General features: G+C 72.9%; 14 protein-coding genes. 5 read left to right on the top strand and 9 right to left on the bottom strand.

Features of this window, described 5'->3' with window-relative positions; translation table 11 throughout:
* Nucleotides 1-608 precede the first annotated feature (608 nt).
* The 3 genes from KUM40_RS19045 to KUM40_RS19035 all read right to left on the bottom strand — a co-directional run bounded on the left by KUM40_RS19045 (nucleotide 609) and on the right by KUM40_RS19035 (nucleotide 2,365).
* Nucleotides 609-1,127 carry an EamA/RhaT family transporter gene (locus tag KUM40_RS19045; RefSeq protein WP_217167198.1) on the bottom strand — a complete coding sequence of 173 codons (519 nt, stop codon included), beginning with the start codon at nucleotides 1,125-1,127 and terminating at the stop codon, nucleotides 609-611.
* Between the two features lie 74 nt (nucleotides 1,128-1,201).
* On the bottom strand, nucleotides 1,202-1,894 hold the full coding sequence (locus tag KUM40_RS19040; protein WP_217167197.1) for a DUF4232 domain-containing protein: 693 nt from the start codon (nucleotides 1,892-1,894) through the stop codon (nucleotides 1,202-1,204).
* A 129-nt stretch (nucleotides 1,895-2,023) separates the two neighbouring features.
* Nucleotides 2,024-2,365 (bottom strand): SH3 domain-containing protein, encoded by a 342-nt coding sequence (locus KUM40_RS19035; protein ID WP_217167196.1) that lies wholly within the window; start codon nucleotides 2,363-2,365, stop codon nucleotides 2,024-2,026.
* 182 nt (nucleotides 2,366-2,547) lie between these two features.
* Between KUM40_RS19035 and KUM40_RS19030 the strand changes: the two genes are divergently transcribed.
* Nucleotides 2,548-4,773, top strand: a complete 2,226-nt coding sequence (locus KUM40_RS19030; RefSeq protein ID WP_217167195.1) for a serine/threonine-protein kinase — start codon at nucleotides 2,548-2,550, stop codon at nucleotides 4,771-4,773.
* Nucleotides 4,774-4,804: 31 nt separating this feature from the next.
* Here the strand turns inward: KUM40_RS19030 and ilvD are convergent, their stop codons facing one another.
* The 4 genes from ilvD to KUM40_RS19010 all read right to left on the bottom strand — a co-directional run bounded on the left by ilvD (nucleotide 4,805) and on the right by KUM40_RS19010 (nucleotide 9,344).
* Nucleotides 4,805-6,658 carry a dihydroxy-acid dehydratase gene (ilvD, locus tag KUM40_RS19025; protein ID WP_217167194.1) on the bottom strand — a complete coding sequence of 618 codons (1,854 nt, stop codon included), beginning with the start codon at nucleotides 6,656-6,658 and terminating at the stop codon, nucleotides 4,805-4,807.
* A gap of 144 nt (nucleotides 6,659-6,802) precedes the next feature.
* A complete protein-coding gene (locus tag KUM40_RS19020) occupies nucleotides 6,803-7,444 on the bottom strand; it encodes a TetR/AcrR family transcriptional regulator (protein ID WP_217167193.1) in 642 nt (213 codons plus the stop codon).
* Complete coding sequence (locus KUM40_RS19015; protein WP_217167192.1) at nucleotides 7,441-8,307, bottom strand: sugar phosphate isomerase/epimerase; 867 nt, start codon at nucleotides 8,305-8,307, stop codon at nucleotides 7,441-7,443. Before KUM40_RS19015 ends, KUM40_RS19020 begins: the two co-directional genes overlap by 4 nt.
* A 104-nt stretch (nucleotides 8,308-8,411) precedes the next feature.
* Nucleotides 8,412-9,344, bottom strand: a complete 933-nt coding sequence (locus tag KUM40_RS19010; RefSeq protein ID WP_217167191.1) for a Ppx/GppA phosphatase family protein — start codon at nucleotides 9,342-9,344, stop codon at nucleotides 8,412-8,414.
* A 74-nt stretch (nucleotides 9,345-9,418) separates the two neighbouring features.
* Here KUM40_RS19010 and KUM40_RS19005 point away from each other — a divergent pair, with 74 nt between their 5' ends.
* A complete protein-coding gene (locus KUM40_RS19005; protein WP_217167190.1) occupies nucleotides 9,419-10,231 on the top strand; it encodes a hypothetical protein in 813 nt (270 codons plus the stop codon).
* Between the two features lie 227 nt (nucleotides 10,232-10,458).
* Here the strand turns inward: KUM40_RS19005 and KUM40_RS19000 are convergent, their stop codons facing one another.
* Nucleotides 10,459-12,213, bottom strand: a complete 1,755-nt coding sequence (locus KUM40_RS19000) for a sigma-70 family RNA polymerase sigma factor (protein ID WP_217167189.1) — start codon at nucleotides 12,211-12,213, stop codon at nucleotides 10,459-10,461.
* A 266-nt stretch (nucleotides 12,214-12,479) separates the two neighbouring features.
* Between KUM40_RS19000 and radA the strand changes: the two genes are divergently transcribed.
* Nucleotides 12,480-13,889, top strand: a complete 1,410-nt coding sequence (radA, locus tag KUM40_RS18995; protein ID WP_217167188.1) for a DNA repair protein RadA — start codon at nucleotides 12,480-12,482, stop codon at nucleotides 13,887-13,889.
* An 81-nt stretch (nucleotides 13,890-13,970) separates the two neighbouring features.
* Nucleotides 13,971-15,095: a DNA integrity scanning diadenylate cyclase DisA gene (disA, locus tag KUM40_RS18990; RefSeq protein ID WP_217167187.1), complete on the top strand. Its 1,125-nt coding sequence runs from the start codon at nucleotides 13,971-13,973 to the stop codon at nucleotides 15,093-15,095.
* 211 nt (nucleotides 15,096-15,306) lie between these two features.
* Here disA and KUM40_RS18985 read toward each other — a convergent pair whose 3' ends face one another.
* Nucleotides 15,307-16,152, bottom strand: a complete 846-nt coding sequence (locus KUM40_RS18985; protein WP_217167186.1) for a hypothetical protein — start codon at nucleotides 16,150-16,152, stop codon at nucleotides 15,307-15,309.
* A gap of 174 nt (nucleotides 16,153-16,326) precedes the next feature.
* Between KUM40_RS18985 and KUM40_RS18980 the strand changes: the two genes are divergently transcribed.
* Nucleotides 16,327-16,995, top strand: coding sequence for a phosphatase PAP2 family protein (locus tag KUM40_RS18980; RefSeq protein WP_217167185.1), 669 nt, complete (start codon nucleotides 16,327-16,329; stop codon nucleotides 16,993-16,995).
* Nucleotides 16,996-17,013: the final 18 nt, after the last annotated feature.

Below are 17,013 nucleotides of genomic sequence, written 5' to 3'. Positions count from 1 at the left end.
GCTCAGCGGTGAGGCGTGGGGGTGGGGTGGGGTGGGGTGGGGTGAGGACAGCCGTCCGGGGCGGTGCGTTCGTCTGGGCCGCGATGGGTCGGCGGTGTGGGCGGCCGGTCGGCCGGTGTGGGCGGTGTGGGCGGTGTGGGCGGCCGGTCTGCCGGTGCGGTCGACCGTGGGGTGCAGCGCCGGTCGGGCACCGGTCGCCGGTGAGGCGCGGCGCCGGTCGGCTGATGCGGTCGGGCGCCAGTCGGGCGGTGCGATTGGGCGGTCGGACGGCGCGGTCGGCCGTGAGGTGCGGCGCCGGTCGGGCGGCGCGGTCGGGCGCCGGTCGGCCGTGAGACCCGGCACCGGTTGGGCAGTGCGATCGGCCGGGTGGGCGGTGCGGTCGGGCGTGAGGTGCGGCGCCGGTCGGGCGGCGCGGTCGGGCGCCGGTCGGGCTGTGCGATCGGCCGTGAGGTGCAGCGCCGGTTGGGCGGTTCGGCTGGGGCCCGTTCTCCCGGGATGCGTTGGCGAATTCCGTAGCGGTCGGGGGTTGGACTGTTTGTCCCGGCAGAAGCGGCACTTCGGCGGCGTGTCGCCGGGACGGACTGTCCAAACGGGCCCGCCGGGGCCTGTTAGCGGTGGCGGCGCTTTTTTGAGGGGTTGCCTGAGCGGCGGGTGGTGCGCTTCGCGTAGTCCGTGCGGGCCTTCTCGTACTCCTCGCGGTGGAGCTTTTCGCCCGGGGCCTCCGTGAGGGTGCGGAAGAAGTAGGCGAGGAGGGAGCCGACGAAGCCGATGGCGAGCAGGCCGCGCATGGAGGCCTGGCGGTCGGGGTCGGGGCGGCTGCCGAAGCCGGACCAGGTGTGGCGGAAGGCCAGGGCGCTGCAGATCGCGAACATCACGATCATCAGCAGCGAGACGAAGCTGCCGATGTCGGCGATCTGGAGGCCCTGGTAGGCGAGGCGGAGCACGAAGCAGGCGGCGGCCGCCGCGGCGAGGGACCCGACGGCGAGGCCGGCCCGGCGGGCGGCGTAGCCGCTGTCGTGGTCCACCCAGGTCGTGCCGTAGAACCGGAGGGGTTCGGGGCGGGGGCCCGCGGTGGTGTCCGGGATGCCGTTCTTACCGTTCTCTGCCTTGCCGTTCTCTGCGCTCACGGGTCGATTATGGCTCCGGGGCGCGGCGGGCCCCGGACGGGCCCGGGCTATCGGGTGTCGGGCCACCGGCGCGGTCAGCCGCCCTGGCCGGCGCTTCCCATCGGGAAGACCTGCACCGGGGTGCCTGAACCGTCCGTGACGGGCAGCGAGGCGGCGCCCGGCCAGTCGAGGGTGACCGACTTGGTCTCGTTCGGCGGGGTCACCACCAGCCCCGTGATGCGGACGCCGGAGCCGCCCGTGTCATTGAGCGGGTAGCCGATGCCGAAGGTCACGTTCTCCCCGTCCTTGAGGACGACCGGCGGGGCCTGCTCACCCGCGCGCTCGGCGGACTGGGTTCCGTAGTTCGTCTTCAGGTCGACACCCGCGTAGCCCGAGAGCGTGCAGTCCCGGCCGCCGCCGTTCTTCAGGTCCACCGCGACGGTGCCCTCGGTGTCGCCGCCGATGGTGGCGTCCGTCGCCGTGATCTCCAGCTCGTCGGTACGGCACTTGCCGGCCGTGGCGTCCTCGTCAGAGCCGGAGCCGGTTCCGCCGGCCGTGCCCTGGCCCTCGGAGCTGTTGCCCGCGGAGTCCGTACCGCTGCTGCCCTGGTCCGCGTCCGCGCCGCCGGATCCCGAACCGGCGGATTCCGAGCCGCCGTTCGAGGAGGACGCGGTGGAGGCGGCCGAGGGGGCGCTCTCTGCCGTGCCGCCGTCGTCGTTCTGGCAGGCGGTGAGCGAGAGGCCCGCGACGACGGCCACGGCTGCGAAGGTGAGCTTGCGAACGCGCATCGTATTTTCCTCGGTGTCGGTTGGGTGCCGGCGTTTCTGATCATCAAGACCCGCCCGTCCGGCACCCCGTTCCGCCCAGCACCTCCCTGGTACAGCGCCAATACGTCCCTGTTACACGCTCAGCAGCGGTCAACAACGAGGAGCCACGTAGCCGTCGCTGCCGGTGAGGATGTACGCGTCGGAGACATACTGGCCGCTGCCGATGTTGTCCCACACGTTCGAGGTGCCGTAGGGGCCCGCCACCCACTGCCCCGGGCGCTGGCAGTTGATCGCGACCCTGGCGCCCTCGGACAGGACCCGCACCACGGAGTAGCCGGTGCCCGGACCGCTGCGGACGTTCAGGCGGTAGCCCGGCGCGACCGGGTACGAACGCCGGGCCGCGGCCGCCGTGGTCACCGCTCCCTCGGTCGCCGCCTCGGTCGTCGTCTCGCGCTCGTCGCCGCCGTTGCCCTGGACCTGGTCGACAGACATGAGAATCCTCCCCCGTTGAACCCCACGACTTTCATGGGGTGCCGTTGATACCCCAAGAACAAGCCATAAAACACTAGTTCGCAACTCGCACACGAAGGTCGGCAGGCCTCCTCTGCCCCGTACGCACCATCGACTAGGCTCCGAGCGTCGCTCGCGCGAACGAACAGCACGGGGGTGGTTCCATGGCGCCGCAGCGGGATGCCGGAGCGGGCGCGGAAGCGGAACTTCCGGAGTACGCCGGTCACTACCGTCTGGAGTCCTGCCTGGGCTCGGGCGGCATGGGCGTCGTGCACCTGGCCCGCAGCACCTCCGGAATGCGGGTCGCGGTGAAGGTCGTGCACGCGACGTATGCCAAGGACCCTGAGTTCCGGAGCCGGTTCCGGCAGGAGGTGGCCGCGGCGCGGCGGGTGAGCGGGGCCTTCACGGCGCCGGTCGTCGACGCGGATCCGGAGGCCGGGCGGCCCTGGATGGCCACGCTGTTCATCCCCGGTCCGACCCTCTCGGAGCAGGTGAAGCGGAACGGGCCGATGGACGAGGCCCAGTTGCGCCGGCTGATGGCCGGGCTCGCCGAGGCGCTGCGTGACATCCACCGGGTCGGCGTCGTGCACCGGGACCTGAAGCCGAGCAACGTACTGCTCGCCGAGGACGGGCCCAAAGTCATCGACTTCGGCATTTCCCGGCCGAAGGACAGCGAACTGCGGACCGAGACCGGGAAGTTGATCGGGACGCCGCCGTTCATGGCGCCCGAGCAGTTCCGGCGGCCCCGGGAGGTGGGACCCGCGGCGGACGTCTTCGCGCTCGGATCGCTCCTGGTGCATGCCGCGACCGGGCGCGGGCCCTTCGACTCCGAAAGCCCGTACGTCGTCGCCTACCAGGTCGTGCACGACGAGCCCGATCTGACCGGCGTACCGGAGTCGCTCGCGTCGCTGGTGCTGCGGTGTCTCGCCAAGGAGCCCGAGGACCGGCCGACGCCGGACGAGTTGATGCGGGAGCTGCGGTCGGTCGCGGCGGCCTACGACACGCAGGTGTTCATACCGGCACAGCGCGAGCACGCGTCGTCGGGAGAGTCCGGGGAAGGGCCCGAAGCGGGTGCGCCGGCGCGGTCCGGGATGGGTGCGTCGGCGCGACCCGGGGTGGGTGCGCCCGTGCGGTCCGAGGAGGGTGCGCGCGTGCGGTCCGAGGCGGGTGCGCCCGTGCCCCGCGCGGACGACGTGCCCGGGAAGCGGCGGCCCGCGCGACGCCTCGGCAGACGTACGGTGCTGGTCGCCGGGGTGCTCTGCCTGGCCGTGATCGGCTCTCTCGCCCTGGTGAAGGTGTTCGGCGACTCGGAACCGGCGCACAGGACGACGGCGGCGCAGGACACGCCGGGGGACTTCGGTGCCTGGGAGACGGTGCCCGGCGCGAAGGGCGCGGGCATGGCCCAGTGCTCGTACGGGGCGGGCAAGCTGCTGTGTGCGCGGCCCGGTCTGGTCTTCGCGCTCGATCCGGCCGACGGCGGCACGCTGTGGCGGCACGAGGTCGCGAAGGGGACCCGGAGCGAGCCGCCCGTCCTCTCCGGTGGCCTCGTCCAGCCCGCGCTCGACCGGATCGGTGCCCTGGAGGCACTCGACCCGGACACGGGCGCGCGCGTGTGGCAGCAGGACGCGGCCCAGTACGACGGAGTGAGGTGCGCCGGCGGCATGCTGCTGCTGACCCGCGCCGACGGCACCGTCAGCGGGGTGGACAGTGCCTCGGGCGAGACCGCGTGGTCGCACCGGATCGCGGGGCAGTCCGTGCCGTACTTCTCGACCTTCGCCGGGGACGCGTCGGCGTACGCGACGAGTCCGGCCGGGGACGGGAGCCGTACCGAGGTCACCGCGGTGGACCCGGCGACGGGGGACGTGCGGTGGAGCAAGGAGCTGGCGGGGGCGCTGACGCCGGTGGGGGCGGCGGACGGCTCCGTGTACTTCGTCGTCGACGGGGCGGTCTACGGGGACGCGAAGGCGGTGGTCCGCTACACGCCGGAGACCGGGGCCGTGCGCCGGGTGGTGCTGCCCCTGCCGGTCCCGCAGGCGGAGGCCGGGGTGCACGGGGACGCCGTGTACCTCATGGGCGCGGGCGGGTCACTGGTGGCCGTCGACATGGCGGCGGGGAAGCAGGCGTGGCGGTTGGAGACGGGCGTGAGCCGGGGCTCGGCACCGGTCTCCGACGGCCGGCACGTGTACGTCACCGCTCCCGACGGACGGCTGCTGGGCGTCGACGCCCACGAGGGCAGGCTCCTCGGGCAGACCCGGCCGCGGCTGGGCGCCGACTCCGACCGCGTCCCCGCCGCGCTGCCCGAGCCGGTGCTCGCGGGCGGCCACGTCTACGCCGGGGCGCCCGACGGGACCGTGTTCGGCGTGGCGGGGCGGGACCCCGCCGCCTGGTAGCACCGCCCCCGTCGGGCGGACGTGACCGGCCTCAGCCCAGCTTGCTCACGTCGCGCACCGCGCCCTTGTCGGCGCTCGTCGCCATCGCGGCGTACGCCTTCAGGGCCGCGGAGACCTTGCGGTCGCGCTTCTTGGGGGCGTACACGCCGTTCAGGGCCTGCTCGCGGCGGGTCAGCTCGGCGTCGTCGACCATCAGCTCGATGGAGCGGTTGGGGATGTCGATGCGGACCCGGTCGCCGTCCTCGACGAGGGCGATGGTGCCGCCGGCCGCCGCCTCGGGCGAGGCGTGGCCGATGGACAGGCCCGAGGTGCCGCCGGAGAAGCGGCCGTCCGTGACCAGGGCGCATGCCTTTCCGAGGCCGCGGCCCTTCAGGTACGAGGTCGGGTAGAGCATCTCCTGCATGCCGGGGCCGCCCTTGGGGCCCTCGTAGCGGATGACGACGACGTCGCCCTCCTTGACCTGCTGGGTGAGGATCTTCTCGACGGCCTCCTCCTGCGACTCGCAGACGACGGCCGGGCCCTCGAAGGTCCAGATCGACTCGTCGACGCCCGCCGTCTTCACGACACAGCCGTCGACCGCCAGGTTGCCGCGCAGGACCGCGAGGCCGCCGTCCTTGGAGTAGGCGTGCTCGACGGAGCGGATGCAGCCGCCCGCGGCGTCCTCGTCCAGGGAGTCCCAGCGCTCGGACTGCGAGAAGGCCTCGGCGGAACGGACGCAGCCCGGGGCCGCGTGCCACAGCTCGAGGGCCTCCTGCGCCGGGGAGCCGCCGCGCACGTCCCAGGTCTTCAGCCAGTCGGCCAGCGACGGGCTGTGCACGGAGTGCACGTCCTCGTTGAGCAGGCCCGCGCGGTGCAGTTCGCCGAGGAGGGCGGGGATGCCGCCGGCGCGGTGCACGTCCTCCATGTAGTACGTGCGGTCCTTGGCGACGTTCGGCGCGACCTTGGCCAGGCAGGGGACGCGGCGCGAGAGGGCGTCCATCTCGGTGAGGCCGAAGGGGACCTCCGCCTCCTGGGCGGCGGCCAGCAGGTGCAGGATCGTGTTGGTGGAGCCGCCCATCGCGATGTCCAGCGCCATGGCGTTCCCGAAGGCCGCCGGGGTGGCGATGTTGCGGGGCAGGACCGAGTCGTCGTCCTGCTCGTAGTAGCGGCGGGTCAGGTCGAGGACCGTGTGCGCGGCGTTCTCGTAGAGCGCCTTGCGGGCGGTGTGGGTGGCCAGGACCGAGCCGTTGCCGGGGAGGGAGAGGCCGATGGCCTCGGTCAGGCAGTTCATCGAGTTGGCGGTGAACATGCCGGAGCAGGAGCCGCAGGTGGGACAGGCGTTCTCCTCGATCCGGAGGATGTCCTCGTCGGAGATCTTGTCGTTGACCGCCTCCGACATCGCGTCGACCAGGTCCAGAGTGCGGACGGTGCCGTCGACCAGGGTGGCCCGGCCGGACTCCATCGGGCCGCCGGAGACGAAGACCGTGGGGATGTTCAGGCGAAGGGCCGCGTTGAGCATGCCCGGGGTGATCTTGTCGCAGTTGGAGATGCAGATCAGGGCGTCGGCGCAGTGGGCCTCGACCATGTACTCCACGCTGTCCGCGATCAGGTCGCGGGAAGGGAGGGAGTAGAGCATGCCGCCGTGGCCCATGGCGATGCCGTCGTCCACGGCGATGGTGTTGAACTCGCGCGGGATGCCGCCGGCGGCGACGACCGCCTCGCTGACGATGCGGCCGACCGGGGCGAGGTGCGTGTGGCCCGGCACGAACTCCGTGAAGCTGTTGGCGACGGCGATGATCGGCTTCCGTCCGATGTCCGCGCCGGGTACACCGGAGGCACGCATAAGGGCGCGGGCGCCCGCCATGTTGCGGCCGTGGGTGACTGTGCGAGACCTCAGTTCGGGCATCGTCGCTCGCTCCTTCGGAGAGTTGTGACTGCCGTCGAGCGTACGCCGGTCATCCAGGGGTCGGGACAGGGTGTCCGGAATGCGGGATGCCGGTCTCACCGCCGTACGACGCCTGTGGACGCCCACAGGGGCCAATAGGCGCCCTCAGGGGCTGGTGAGGTGGCCCTGTACGACCGGTGCCACGCGGGCGATGATCTGCTCCGCGTCCGCCGAGGCCAGCGGCTCCACCTTGATCACGTACCGGAGCATCGCGCATCCCACCAACTGCGCCGCCGCCAGCTCGGCGCGCAGCTCCGCGTCCGGCAGGTCGAGCTGGGCGGCGACGCGGCGCAGCAACTGGGCGGCGATCAGGCGGCGGAAGACGGCGGCGGCCGTCTCGTTGTTCACGGCGGAGCGGACGATGGCCAGCAGCGGCGTGCGGGTGGTGGGGTTCTCCCAGAGGCCGAAGATGAAGCGGGTGAGCCGCTCGCCGACCTCGTCGAGGGGGCCGTCGCCGATCGCCTCGGGGGCTCTGAGGGCGGGCGCGAAGGCGACTTCGATCGCCGCCGCGAAGACCTGCTCCTTGGTGCCGAAGTAGTGGTGCACCAGCGACGAGTCCACCCCCGCCGCCTTGGCGATGCCGCGCACCGACGTCTTCTCGTAGCCGCGCTCGGAGAACTCCTCGCGGGCCGTGGCGAGGATGTGGTCGCGGGTGCCCGCGGATTCCGTACGGGACGGGCGGCCGCGGCCGCGGCGACGGGTGGTCCCGCCGGCGGCCCCGCCGGTGGCCCCGCCGGCGTCGCTCACCGGCGGTCCGTCCGCGCCGTCCGCGCCGTCCCGGAGGGCGCCGGCGCCGATGACGCCGACGCCAGGTGCAGGCGGGTGAAGGCCAGCGCCTCGGCGAGGTCGGCTTCACGTTCGGCGCCCGACATCGCGCGGCGGGTGTTGACCTCGACGACGACGTGGCCGTCGAAGCCGGTGTGCGCGAGGCGCTCCAGCACCTCGGCGCAGGGCTGGTTGCCGCGGCCGGGGACGAGGTGCTCGTCCTTGGCGGAGCCCTTGCCGTCGGCGAGGTGGACGTGGCCGAGGCGGTCGCTCATGCGGTCGATCATGTCGAGGGCGTCGGTGCGGGAGGTGGCGGCGTGGCTGAGGTCGATCGTGAAGTGCCGGTAGTCGTCCTTCGTCACGTCCCAGTCGGGGGCGTACGCCTGCATCTCGCGGTCGCGGTAGCGCCACGGGTACATGTTCTCGACCGCGAACCGCACGTCCGTCTCGTTGGCCATCCGCCAGATGCCGTTGACGAAGTCCCGGGCGTACTGCCGCTGCCAGCGGAACGGGGGGTGCACGACGACGGCGGACGCGCCGAGCTTCTCGGCGGCGGCGCGGGCGCGCTGGAGCTTGACCCAGGGGTCGGTGGACCAGACGCGCTGGGTGATGAGCAGGCAGGGCGCGTGCACGGCCAGTATCGGCATGCGGTGGTAGTCGCTGAGTCTGCGCAGCGCGTCGATGTCCTGGCTGACCGGGTCGGTCCAGACCATGACCTCGACGCCGTCGTAGCCGAGGCGCGCGGCGATCTCGAAGGCCGTCGCCGTCGACTCCGGGTAGACGGAAGCCGTCGACAGGGCGACCTTCGCGTCCGGGATGCGGACTACGTCCCTTGGTTTTGCCACGGGGGTCAGGTTACGGGGTGGGGTCGGGTGGGTGCGGGGGGCCTGTTCGGCGTTGTGGTGATTGCCATACGGGGTGATTGCCATACGGGGGGCGGTCCGGGGCGCTATCCCTGGCCCATGTGGTCAAGGCGCCGCAGGATCACGCCCTCTCTCAGGGCCCATGGGCAGATTTCCAGGCTCTCGACGCGGAAGAGGTCCATCGCGGCCTCGGCGACCAGGGCGCCGGCCAGGAGCTGGCTCGCGCGGTCCTCGGAGACGCCCGGGAGTTCGGCGCGCTCGGCGCTGGTCATGGCGGCCAGGCGGGGCACCCAGGCCTCCAGGGAGGCACGCTTCAGCTCGCGCTGGACGTAGAGGCCCTCGGCGGAACGGGCGGCGCCGGAGATGCGGGCCAGTTGCCGGAAGGTCTTGGAGGTGGCGACCACGTGGTCGGGGTCGCCGAAGCGGCTGAACTCGCCGACCGTGCGGGCGATCTCCGTACGGACGTGGCGGCGCAGTGTCCTGACGTCGTCCGGGTGGGGCGGGTCGCCGGGCAGCCGGGCGGCGGTGAGCCGGCCCGCGCCGAGCGGCAGGGACACGGCGGCGTCGGGTTCCTCGTCGATGCCGTAGGCGATCTCCAGGGAGCCGCCGCCGATGTCGACGACCAGCAGCTTGCCCGCGGACCAGCCGAACCAGCGGCGGACGGCGAGGAAGGTGAGCCGGGCCTCCTCGGCGCCGGTGAGGACCGTCAGCTCGACGTCCGTCTCGGCCCGCACGCGAGCGAGGACGTCGTCGGCGTTGGTCGCCTCGCGCACGGCGGAGGTGGCGAACGGCAGGAGGTCCTCGACGCCCATGTCCTCGGCGGCCTGGAGCGCCTCCCGGACGACCGCGACGAGCCGGTCGACGCCGTCGGGGCCGATCGCGCCGTCCTCGTCGAGGAGCTGGGCGAGGCGCAGTTCCGCCTTGTGCGAGTGGGCGGGCAGCGGGCGCGCGCCCGGGTGTGCGTCCACCACCAGCAGATGCACCGTGTTCGAACCCACGTCGAGGACACCGAGTCTCATGTACGGAACGCTACTGCGAGCGGACTGTGCGGCGGTGCCGTCATCCGGTTCGGGCGACGACTTACCCTGGAGCCGTGCCAAAGACGAAAAAGGCGAAGGACGAAAAGTCGGCCAAGAGCGACAAGAAGCGTAAAGCGGGCGACGAGAAGGGTCTCGACTTCGCGCGCGCGTGGGTGGAGTTTCCGGATCCGGCGGACGACGAGCAGGTCTTCCGGTGCGATCTGACATGGCTGACCTCCCGCTGGAACTGCATCTTCGGCAGCGGCTGCCAGGGCATCCAGGCGGGCCGCGCGGACGACGGCTGCTGCTCGCTGGGCGCCCATTTCTCCGACGAGGACGACGAGAAGCGGGTCGCCGAGAGTGTGGCGCGGCTCACGCCTGACGTCTGGCAGCACCACGACGAGGGCACCCGCGACGGCTGGGTCTCCGAGGACGACGAGGGCTCCCGGCAGACCCGGCCCTTCCAGGGGTCGTGCATCTTCCAGAACCGGCCGGGATTCTCCGGCGGGGCCGGGTGCTCGCTGCACATCCTGGCGCTGAAGGAGGGCCGGGAACCGCTGGAGACCAAGCCGGACGTGTGCTGGCAACTGCCGGTCCGGCGGACCTACGAGTGGATCGACCGGCCCGACGACACGCGCGTGCTCCAGGTGTCGATCGGTGAGTACGACCGGCGGGGCTGGGGTCCGGGCGGTCACGACCTGCACTGGTGGTGCACCTCGGCGACGTCGGCGCACGGCGCGGGCGACCCGGTGTACGTCTCGTATCGGCCGGAGCTGATCGAGCTGATGGGCAAGGCGGGGTACGACCGGCTGGTCGAGCTGTGCGAGGAGCGGCTTGCCTCGCAGCTACCGCTACTGGCACCGCATCCGGCGGACCCCGCTCGCTGACACCGGGACCGGGAACAGGTGCCGGTGCCGGGAACAGGTGCCGGTGCCGGTCCCGCGCCAGCCGTACGAGGGCCGGGCCGGGCCGGTCCCTCCCGCGCGGTCGTACGAGGACGAGGACGAGGCTGATGCCGAAGCCGGTCCGTCCGCGTCGAGGCCGGGGCCTGTCCCGGACGCGCCGAAGCCCCTCCCTCGGACGCGCCGAGGCCGGGGCTTGTCCGCGCCGGGTGCTACGAGGTGGACGGGCTCGGGTCGCCGGTGTCGCTCGGTGGGGGTGACGAGCCGCCCGTGCCGCCGGTCGGGGACGGCTCGGTGGTCGTCGGGTCCGGGTCGGGCGACGTCGTCGGCGGCGGGTCGTCGGTGGGCGTCGGGTCCGGGGGCTGCGAGGTGGACGGGTCGGGATCGGGGTCCGGGTGGGACGGGGACGAGGTGTCGTCGGGCGGGCCGGGGCGCGGGCCCGGGTGGGAAGGGCCGGGCGCGGTGCCGTACCCCTCGATGGAGACGGCGGCGCCGACGGGCGAGACGGCAACCCGTGCGCTCCAGCGGCCGGACGGTTCGCGGAGCTGGTCGACGTACACCCTGATGGTCAACGCCTCGCCGGGTCGCAGGGTGCCGGAGGACTGGCTGAGGTAGAGCCAGGACGCGCCCGTGGAGGCGGACCAGCGCACCGGGGCGTCGCCGGTCGCGGTGAGGGTGACCAGCGTGGTGTCGCCGTCGTGGCCGGCGGTCACCTCGAGGTGGCCTGCGCCCTTCTCGCCGGCGCCGGAGACGCTGACGACCTCCACGGAGACGTCGGCCTTGCCGTCCTCGCCGAAGCCGGTGCCGGGCCCGGGGCCGGTGCTCGCGTTGCCGGCGTTCTCGTACCCGTAGCCGCCGCCCGCCGACTCGCCCTCCAGGCCGTCGGGGTCCTGTGCTTCGCTGGCGCTGGCCGAGCGGCCGCCCTCGCCCTCGCCGACCGGCGTGCCGCGGTAGGCCGCCCACAGGGCGAGCACGGGGGCCGCCACGACGGTGGCGACGACGGTGGTGGTGACGGCACGCGCGCGCAGGCGGTCCCGGCGGGCCGCGCGGTCCTTGGGGTCCATCGGGAAGCCGCGCCGGTCGAAGCGGGGTGCGGTGCCCCGCGCGCGGGGGGTGTGGGTCAGGGCGACGTGCAGCGCGGTACGGGGTGCCTCCAGGACGGGTAGCTCGGCGGGGGTGACGCTGGTGCCGGGCCAGCGGCCGGGGATCGCGCGCTCGGCGGTGCGGCGGCAGCGCGGGCAGTCGTCCACGTGCCGGACCAGCTCGCGGCGCAGGGCGCCGCTCAGGACGTAGCGGTTGTCGCCGGTGAGGCGGGCGACGCCCGCGCAGGTGCCGGTCTCGACGACGGCCAGGGCGGCGCGGGTGCGTTCCACTTCGCAGGCGGCGGAGGCGAGCAGTTCCCGGGCGTTGGCCAGGTCCATGCCGAGGACGGCGGCGACCTCGTGCGGGGCGAGGTGGTGGCGCACGGCGAGTTCGAGGGCCTCGCGCTGCTCGGGGGTGGTGCCGGCGGCCTCCGGCCAGGCGAGGAGGGCGAGTTCGCGGCGGTGTCGCTGCTGGGCCTCGTCGTTGGTGGTGGGTGCGGTGGGTGCGGTGCGTGGTCCGCCGGTGTCGGGGCGGCCCGCCGCGTGGGTGCTCGGACGTTTCTGCTTGGCCTCGGCCAGCTTGCGCAGGCAGGCCCAGCGGGCCAGTGCGTACAGCCAGGCCCTGCGGTCGGCCACGGATCCGGGACCGCGGTGGCCGCGGCGCTCGGCGAGCGCGAGGACGTCGCCCAGGGCGGCGGTCGCGGCGTCGTGGTCGCAGAGCACGGACAGGCAGTACGTGAACAGGCCGTCCAGATACGCGTCGTACGCGGCGTAGCGCGCGGGCGGGCGCTGTGCCAGCGTGCGCGCCGCGGTACGGTCACGCGCTTCCCGGTGCGCCCGGTGTGCGCCGGTCGTGCGGGTCGTGGTCTCCGGACTGCTCCTCATCACTCGGCGACCGTAGGGGGCTATGGGTGGCGCGAACTGGCGCGTTGGGCACTTTTAATCCGTACGGGTGAAACGATCCCTCATAAGGGGACAGGAAGCTCTTGTTCCGTGGCCGGTTCGGGGTGGCGGTCGTCCGTTCGGGGTGCCTGCGGAGCCTCCGGCGGCCTGTGTGAGGGGCTCGCGAGGGGCACGCGAGGGGTCCGCAAGGAACCCATGAGGGACCGTGCCAGGGGCTCGCTGTCGGTGCGGGCGGTTACGGTTCGTGCATGGCTGCCCGTACGAAGTCCACCAAGGAACGGCCGTCCTACCGCTGCACCGAGTGCGGCTGGCAGACGGCCAAGTGGCTCGGCCGCTGCCCCGAATGCCAGGCCTGGGGCACGGTCGAGGAGTACGGCGCGCCCGCGGTGCGTACGACCACGCCGGGGCGGGTGACCACCTCCGCGCTGCCCATCGGGCAGGTCGACGGGCGGCAGGCGACCGCCCGCTCCACCGGGGTGCCCGAGCTGGACCGGGTGCTCGGCGGCGGTCTTGTGCCCGGCGCCGTGGCGCTCGTCGCGGGCGAGCCCGGTGTCGGCAAGTCCACGCTGCTGCTGGACGTGGCGGCCAAGTCCGCGAGCGAGGAGCACCGGACTCTCTACGTCACCGGTGAGGAGTCGGCCAGCCAGGTGCGGCTGCGGGCCGACCGGATCCACGCCATCGACGACCATCTGTATCTCGCCGCCGAGACCGACCTCGCGGCGGTGCTGGGGCATCTGGACGCCGTGAAGCCGTCGCTGCTGATCCTCGACTCCGTGCAGACCGTGGCCTCGCCCGAGATCGACGGCGCGCCCGGCGGCATGGCACAGGTGCGGGAGGTGGCGGGCGCGCTGATCCGCGCCTCCAAGGACCGGGGCATGTCCACGCTGCTGGTGGGCCATGTCACGAAGGACGGCGCCATCGCGGGTCCGCGGCTGCTGGAGCACCTCGTGGACGTCGTGCTGCATTTCGAGGGCGACCGGCACGCGCGGCTGAGGCTGGTGCGGGGCGTCAAGAACCGGTACGGGACGACGGACGAGGTCGGCTGCTTCGAGCTGCACGACGAGGGCATCACGGGCCTGACCGACCCCAGTGGGCTGTTCCTCACCCGGCGTGCCGAACCCGTGCCCGGTACCTGTCTGACCGTCACCCTGGAAGGCCGCCGGCCGCTCGTGGCGGAGGTGCAGGCGCTGACCGTCGACTCCCAGATTCCGTCCCCGCGGCGCACCACCTCCGGTCTGGAGACGTCCCGGGTGTCCATGATGCTGGCCGTGCTGGAGCAGCGCGGACGGATCAGCGCGCTGGGCAAGAGGGACATCTACAGCGCGACGGTCGGCGGGGTGAAGCTGTCCGAGCCCGCCGCCGACCTCGCCGTCGCGCTCGCTCTGGCGAGTGCGGCGAGCGACACTCCGCTGCCCAAGAACCTCGTCGCGATCGGCGAGGTCGGCCTTGCCGGCGAGGTGAGACGGGTCACGGGCGTGCAGCGCAGGCTCTCGGAAGCGCACCGTCTGGGCTTCACGCACGCCCTGGTACCGGCCGATCCGGGCCGGGTCCCTGACGGCATGAAGGTCCTGGAGGTCGCGGACATAGGGGACGCCCTGCGGGTGCTTCCGCGCTCGCGTCGGCGAGACGCCCCACGGGAGGACGAGGACCGCCGGTAGACTTTGCCCTGGTCTCGCCCGTCCGTACGACCGAGTGTGCGATACGGGAGCGCCTGAAAAACCTGCGACCGGAGGAGTGCAGTGGCAGCCAACGACCGGGCAGCAGCTCCCGGAAAGTCCGGTGGGAGTGCCGGTGCCGATGGCCTGATGCGCGCCTCGCTGAGCGCCGTGGCACCCGGCACATCACTGCGGGACGGCCTCGAGCGGGTCCTTCGCGGCAACACCGGCGGCCTCATGGTGCTCGGCTCGGACAAGACCGTCGAGTCGATGTGCACGGGCGGCTTCGTGCTGGACGTGGAGTTCACCGCGACCCGGCTGCGCGAGCTGTGCAAGCTGGACGGCGGCATCGTGCTGTCCTCGGATCTCTCCAAGATCCTCCGGGCGGGGGTGCAGCTTCTTCCGGACCCGACGATCCCCACGGAAGAGACCGGCACCCGGCACCGTACGGCGGACCGGGTCAGCAAGCAGGTCGGCTTCCCCGTCGTGTCCGTCTCGCAGTCGATGCGGCTGATCGCGTTGTACGTCGACGGCCAGCGGCGGGTGCTGGAGGACTCGGCGGCGATCCTGTCCCGGGCCAACCAGGCGCTGGCGACCCTGGAGCGGTACAAGCTGCGGCTCGACGAGGTCGCCGGCACGCTGTCGGCGCTGGAGATCGAGGACCTGGTCACCGTCCGGGACGTCTCGGCGGTCGCCCAGCGCCTGGAGATGGTGCGCCTCATCGCGACCGAGATCGCCGAGTACGTGGTGGAGCTGGGCACGGACGGGCGCCTGCTCGCCCTTCAGTTGGACGAGCTGATCGCCGGTGTGGAGCCGGAGCGAGAGCTGGTCGTACGGGACTACGTGCCCGAGCCGACCGCGAAGCGCTCCCGCACGGTCGACGAGGCGCTCGCCGAGCTGGACAAGCTCAGCCACGCCGAGTTGCTGGAGCTGTCAACGGTGGCGCGGGCCTTGGGCTACACCGGGTCGCCCGAGGCGCTGGACTCGGCCGTGTCGCCGCGCGGGTTCCGGCTGCTGGCGAAGGTGCCGCGGCTGCCGGGCGCGATCATCGACCGGCTGGTGGAGCACTTCGGCGGTCTGCAGAAGCTGCTCGCCGCCAGTGTCGACGACCTCCAGACGGTGGACGGCGTAGGCGAGGCGCGGGCGCGCAGCGTGCGGGAGGGGCTGTCGCGGCTGGCGGAGTCGTCGATCCTGGAGCGCTACGTCTGAGCGTTGTGGCTGAGCGCCAGGGCTGACTGCTACGGCTCTGGGTCACGGCTCAGCACTCCGGCTCAGCGCTGCGGCTCAGCGCCACGGCTGACTGCTACGGCTCTGGGTCACGGCTCAGCACTCCGGCTCAGCGCTGCGGCTGACTGCTACGGCTCAGCGCTGCGTCTCTGCGCTACGGTCGAGTGGGCGCGGTCGGGACGGTCGCGCCTTGTCAGTCGCTCTTGAGCACGAACGACGTCCGTACCTTCTCGAAGCCGGCCGCCTTGGCCTCCACCAGGTACGTCCCCGCCTTGGCCGACCCCGCCGGAGGCGTCCCGCACTCGGGGACGCTCGGCTTGCGGTCCCACTTCACGGTGTAGGCGATGCCGCTGCCGGCGGCCACCCGGTACTTGAGGCTGCCCGAGCCCTCGACGCAGTCGTCGGAGGACCAGTAGGCGTCGTCGGCGCTGGCCGGCGTGATCGTGAACACCGCGTGCTTCGGGCCGAGATCGACCTTGCAGTCGCTGCCCGAGGTGTTCCGCGCGGTCAGTTCGAAGGCGGGAGTCTGCCCGGGAGAGTAGCTGTTGCGCACGCTGCGCAGGCTCAACTTCACCGCGCCCGGTGTGCAGTTGGGCAGGGCCGATCCGCCCGGCAGGGCGTCACCCGCACCGACGCCGGTCGCCGCACCGCCCGCGGAGCCGCCGCCACCGGCACCGCCACCGCCCGACCCGTCTTCGCCACCGGACTCACCGCCGCCGGACCCTTCGCCGGAGCCGGAGCCTTCGCCGCCGCCGGAACCCGAGCCCGAACCGCTGGAGTCCCCGCTGCCCGACTCGTCCCGCCCACCCGGCGCCTGACTGATCGCAGGCCCGGACCCGGACGGTCCCGGCGTGATCGACGGCGCCGGATTCTTGCCGTTGGCAGCGTCGTCGCCTCCCTTGCCCCCGCCCCCGCCGCCGGAGACCACGATCCACGTGACCAGTAGCGCCAACAGGGCGAAAACAGACAGCAGTACGACCCTCCGTCGCCAGTACATGGAGGAGGGAAGCGGCCCGACCGGATTGCGCAGAGATCCCACGGCGCAAACTGTACGAGAGATCGGCGCGTTCCCCCGTCCCACCCGCCGTTCAGGCCCGCAACTTTTAGGGATCATCATTCCGGGGATCGTCCCGAAACCCTGCCGATCGTCGGGTGACCCACCTGTCGATCGCAGGGTGTGACCGTATCGGGCGTCCGCCTACCGTCCGTGAGCATGACTTTCGGAGACGACGAGCTGTACCGCGACATCACCGGCTTCGCCCAGGACACCCCGACATGGGTGCGGCACGCGACGGAGGTGTGGACGGAGGCGGGAATCCTGGTGTTCGGCGCGCTGTTCGTCGTCGCCTGGTGGCGGTCTCGCCGCGGTGACACCCGGGCGTTCGCCATCGCGGTCCTTGCACCTGTGGCCACGGCTGTGGCGTACGTGTGCAGCGAGCTGCTCAAGTCCGGGTTCGCGGAGGAGCGTCCGTGCCGGGCGGTCGCCGGAGCCGTGCCCTCCCTGGTGGAGTGCCCGCCGGCCGGCGACTGGTCCTTCCCGAGCAATCACGCGACGATCGCGGGCGCTTCGGCCGTCGCTCTCGCCCTCGCCCTGGTCCGGCGGGCGGTCATCTGGCTGACGGCTCCGCTCGCCCTCCTGATGGCCTTCTCCCGGGTCTTCGTCGGCGTGCACTACCCGCACGACGTCGCCGCGGGTCTGCTGCTCGGCGCCGTCGTCGCCGCCGCGGCCGTACGTCTGGGCACGCGACCGGTGACGCGGCTGGCCGAGGCGGCGCGTGCGTCGACGGCGCCCGCGGTGCGGTGGCTGACCGGGCCGGGTCCGGCCGCCGCCTCCGCCGTGCCCCCGGCGTCGTCCTACGTCGCCTCGCACCGGCGCCGTTGACGCGCCTCGGGGCGGCGG

It is taken from the genome of Streptomyces sp. AC512_CC834 (assembly GCF_019049325.1).
Classification (GTDB): Bacteria; Actinomycetota; Actinomycetes; order Streptomycetales; family Streptomycetaceae; genus Streptomyces.
This window is presented reverse-complemented; position numbering and strand designations above follow the sequence as displayed.

Bases quoted from the DNA above. Each gene is read 5' to 3' on its own strand.
- KUM40_RS19040 (WP_217167197.1), bottom strand. From the start codon at position 1,894: ATGCGCGTTCGCAAGCTCACCTTCGCAGCCGTGGCCGTCGTCGCGGGC.
- KUM40_RS19035 (WP_217167196.1), bottom strand. From the start codon at position 2,365: ATGTCTGTCGACCAGGTCCAGGGCAACGGCGGCGACGAGCGCGAGACG.
- KUM40_RS19030 (WP_217167195.1), top strand. From the start codon at position 2,548: ATGGCGCCGCAGCGGGATGCCGGAGCGGGCGCGGAAGCGGAACTTCCG.
- ilvD (WP_217167194.1), bottom strand. From the start codon at position 6,658: ATGCCCGAACTGAGGTCTCGCACAGTCACCCACGGCCGCAACATGGCG.
- KUM40_RS19010 (WP_217167191.1), bottom strand. From the start codon at position 9,344: ATGAGACTCGGTGTCCTCGACGTGGGTTCGAACACGGTGCATCTGCTG.
- KUM40_RS19000 (WP_217167189.1), bottom strand. From the start codon at position 12,213: ATGAGGAGCAGTCCGGAGACCACGACCCGCACGACCGGCGCACACCGG.
- radA (WP_217167188.1), top strand. From the start codon at position 12,480: ATGGCTGCCCGTACGAAGTCCACCAAGGAACGGCCGTCCTACCGCTGC.
- KUM40_RS18980 (WP_217167185.1), top strand. From the start codon at position 16,327: ATGACTTTCGGAGACGACGAGCTGTACCGCGACATCACCGGCTTCGCC.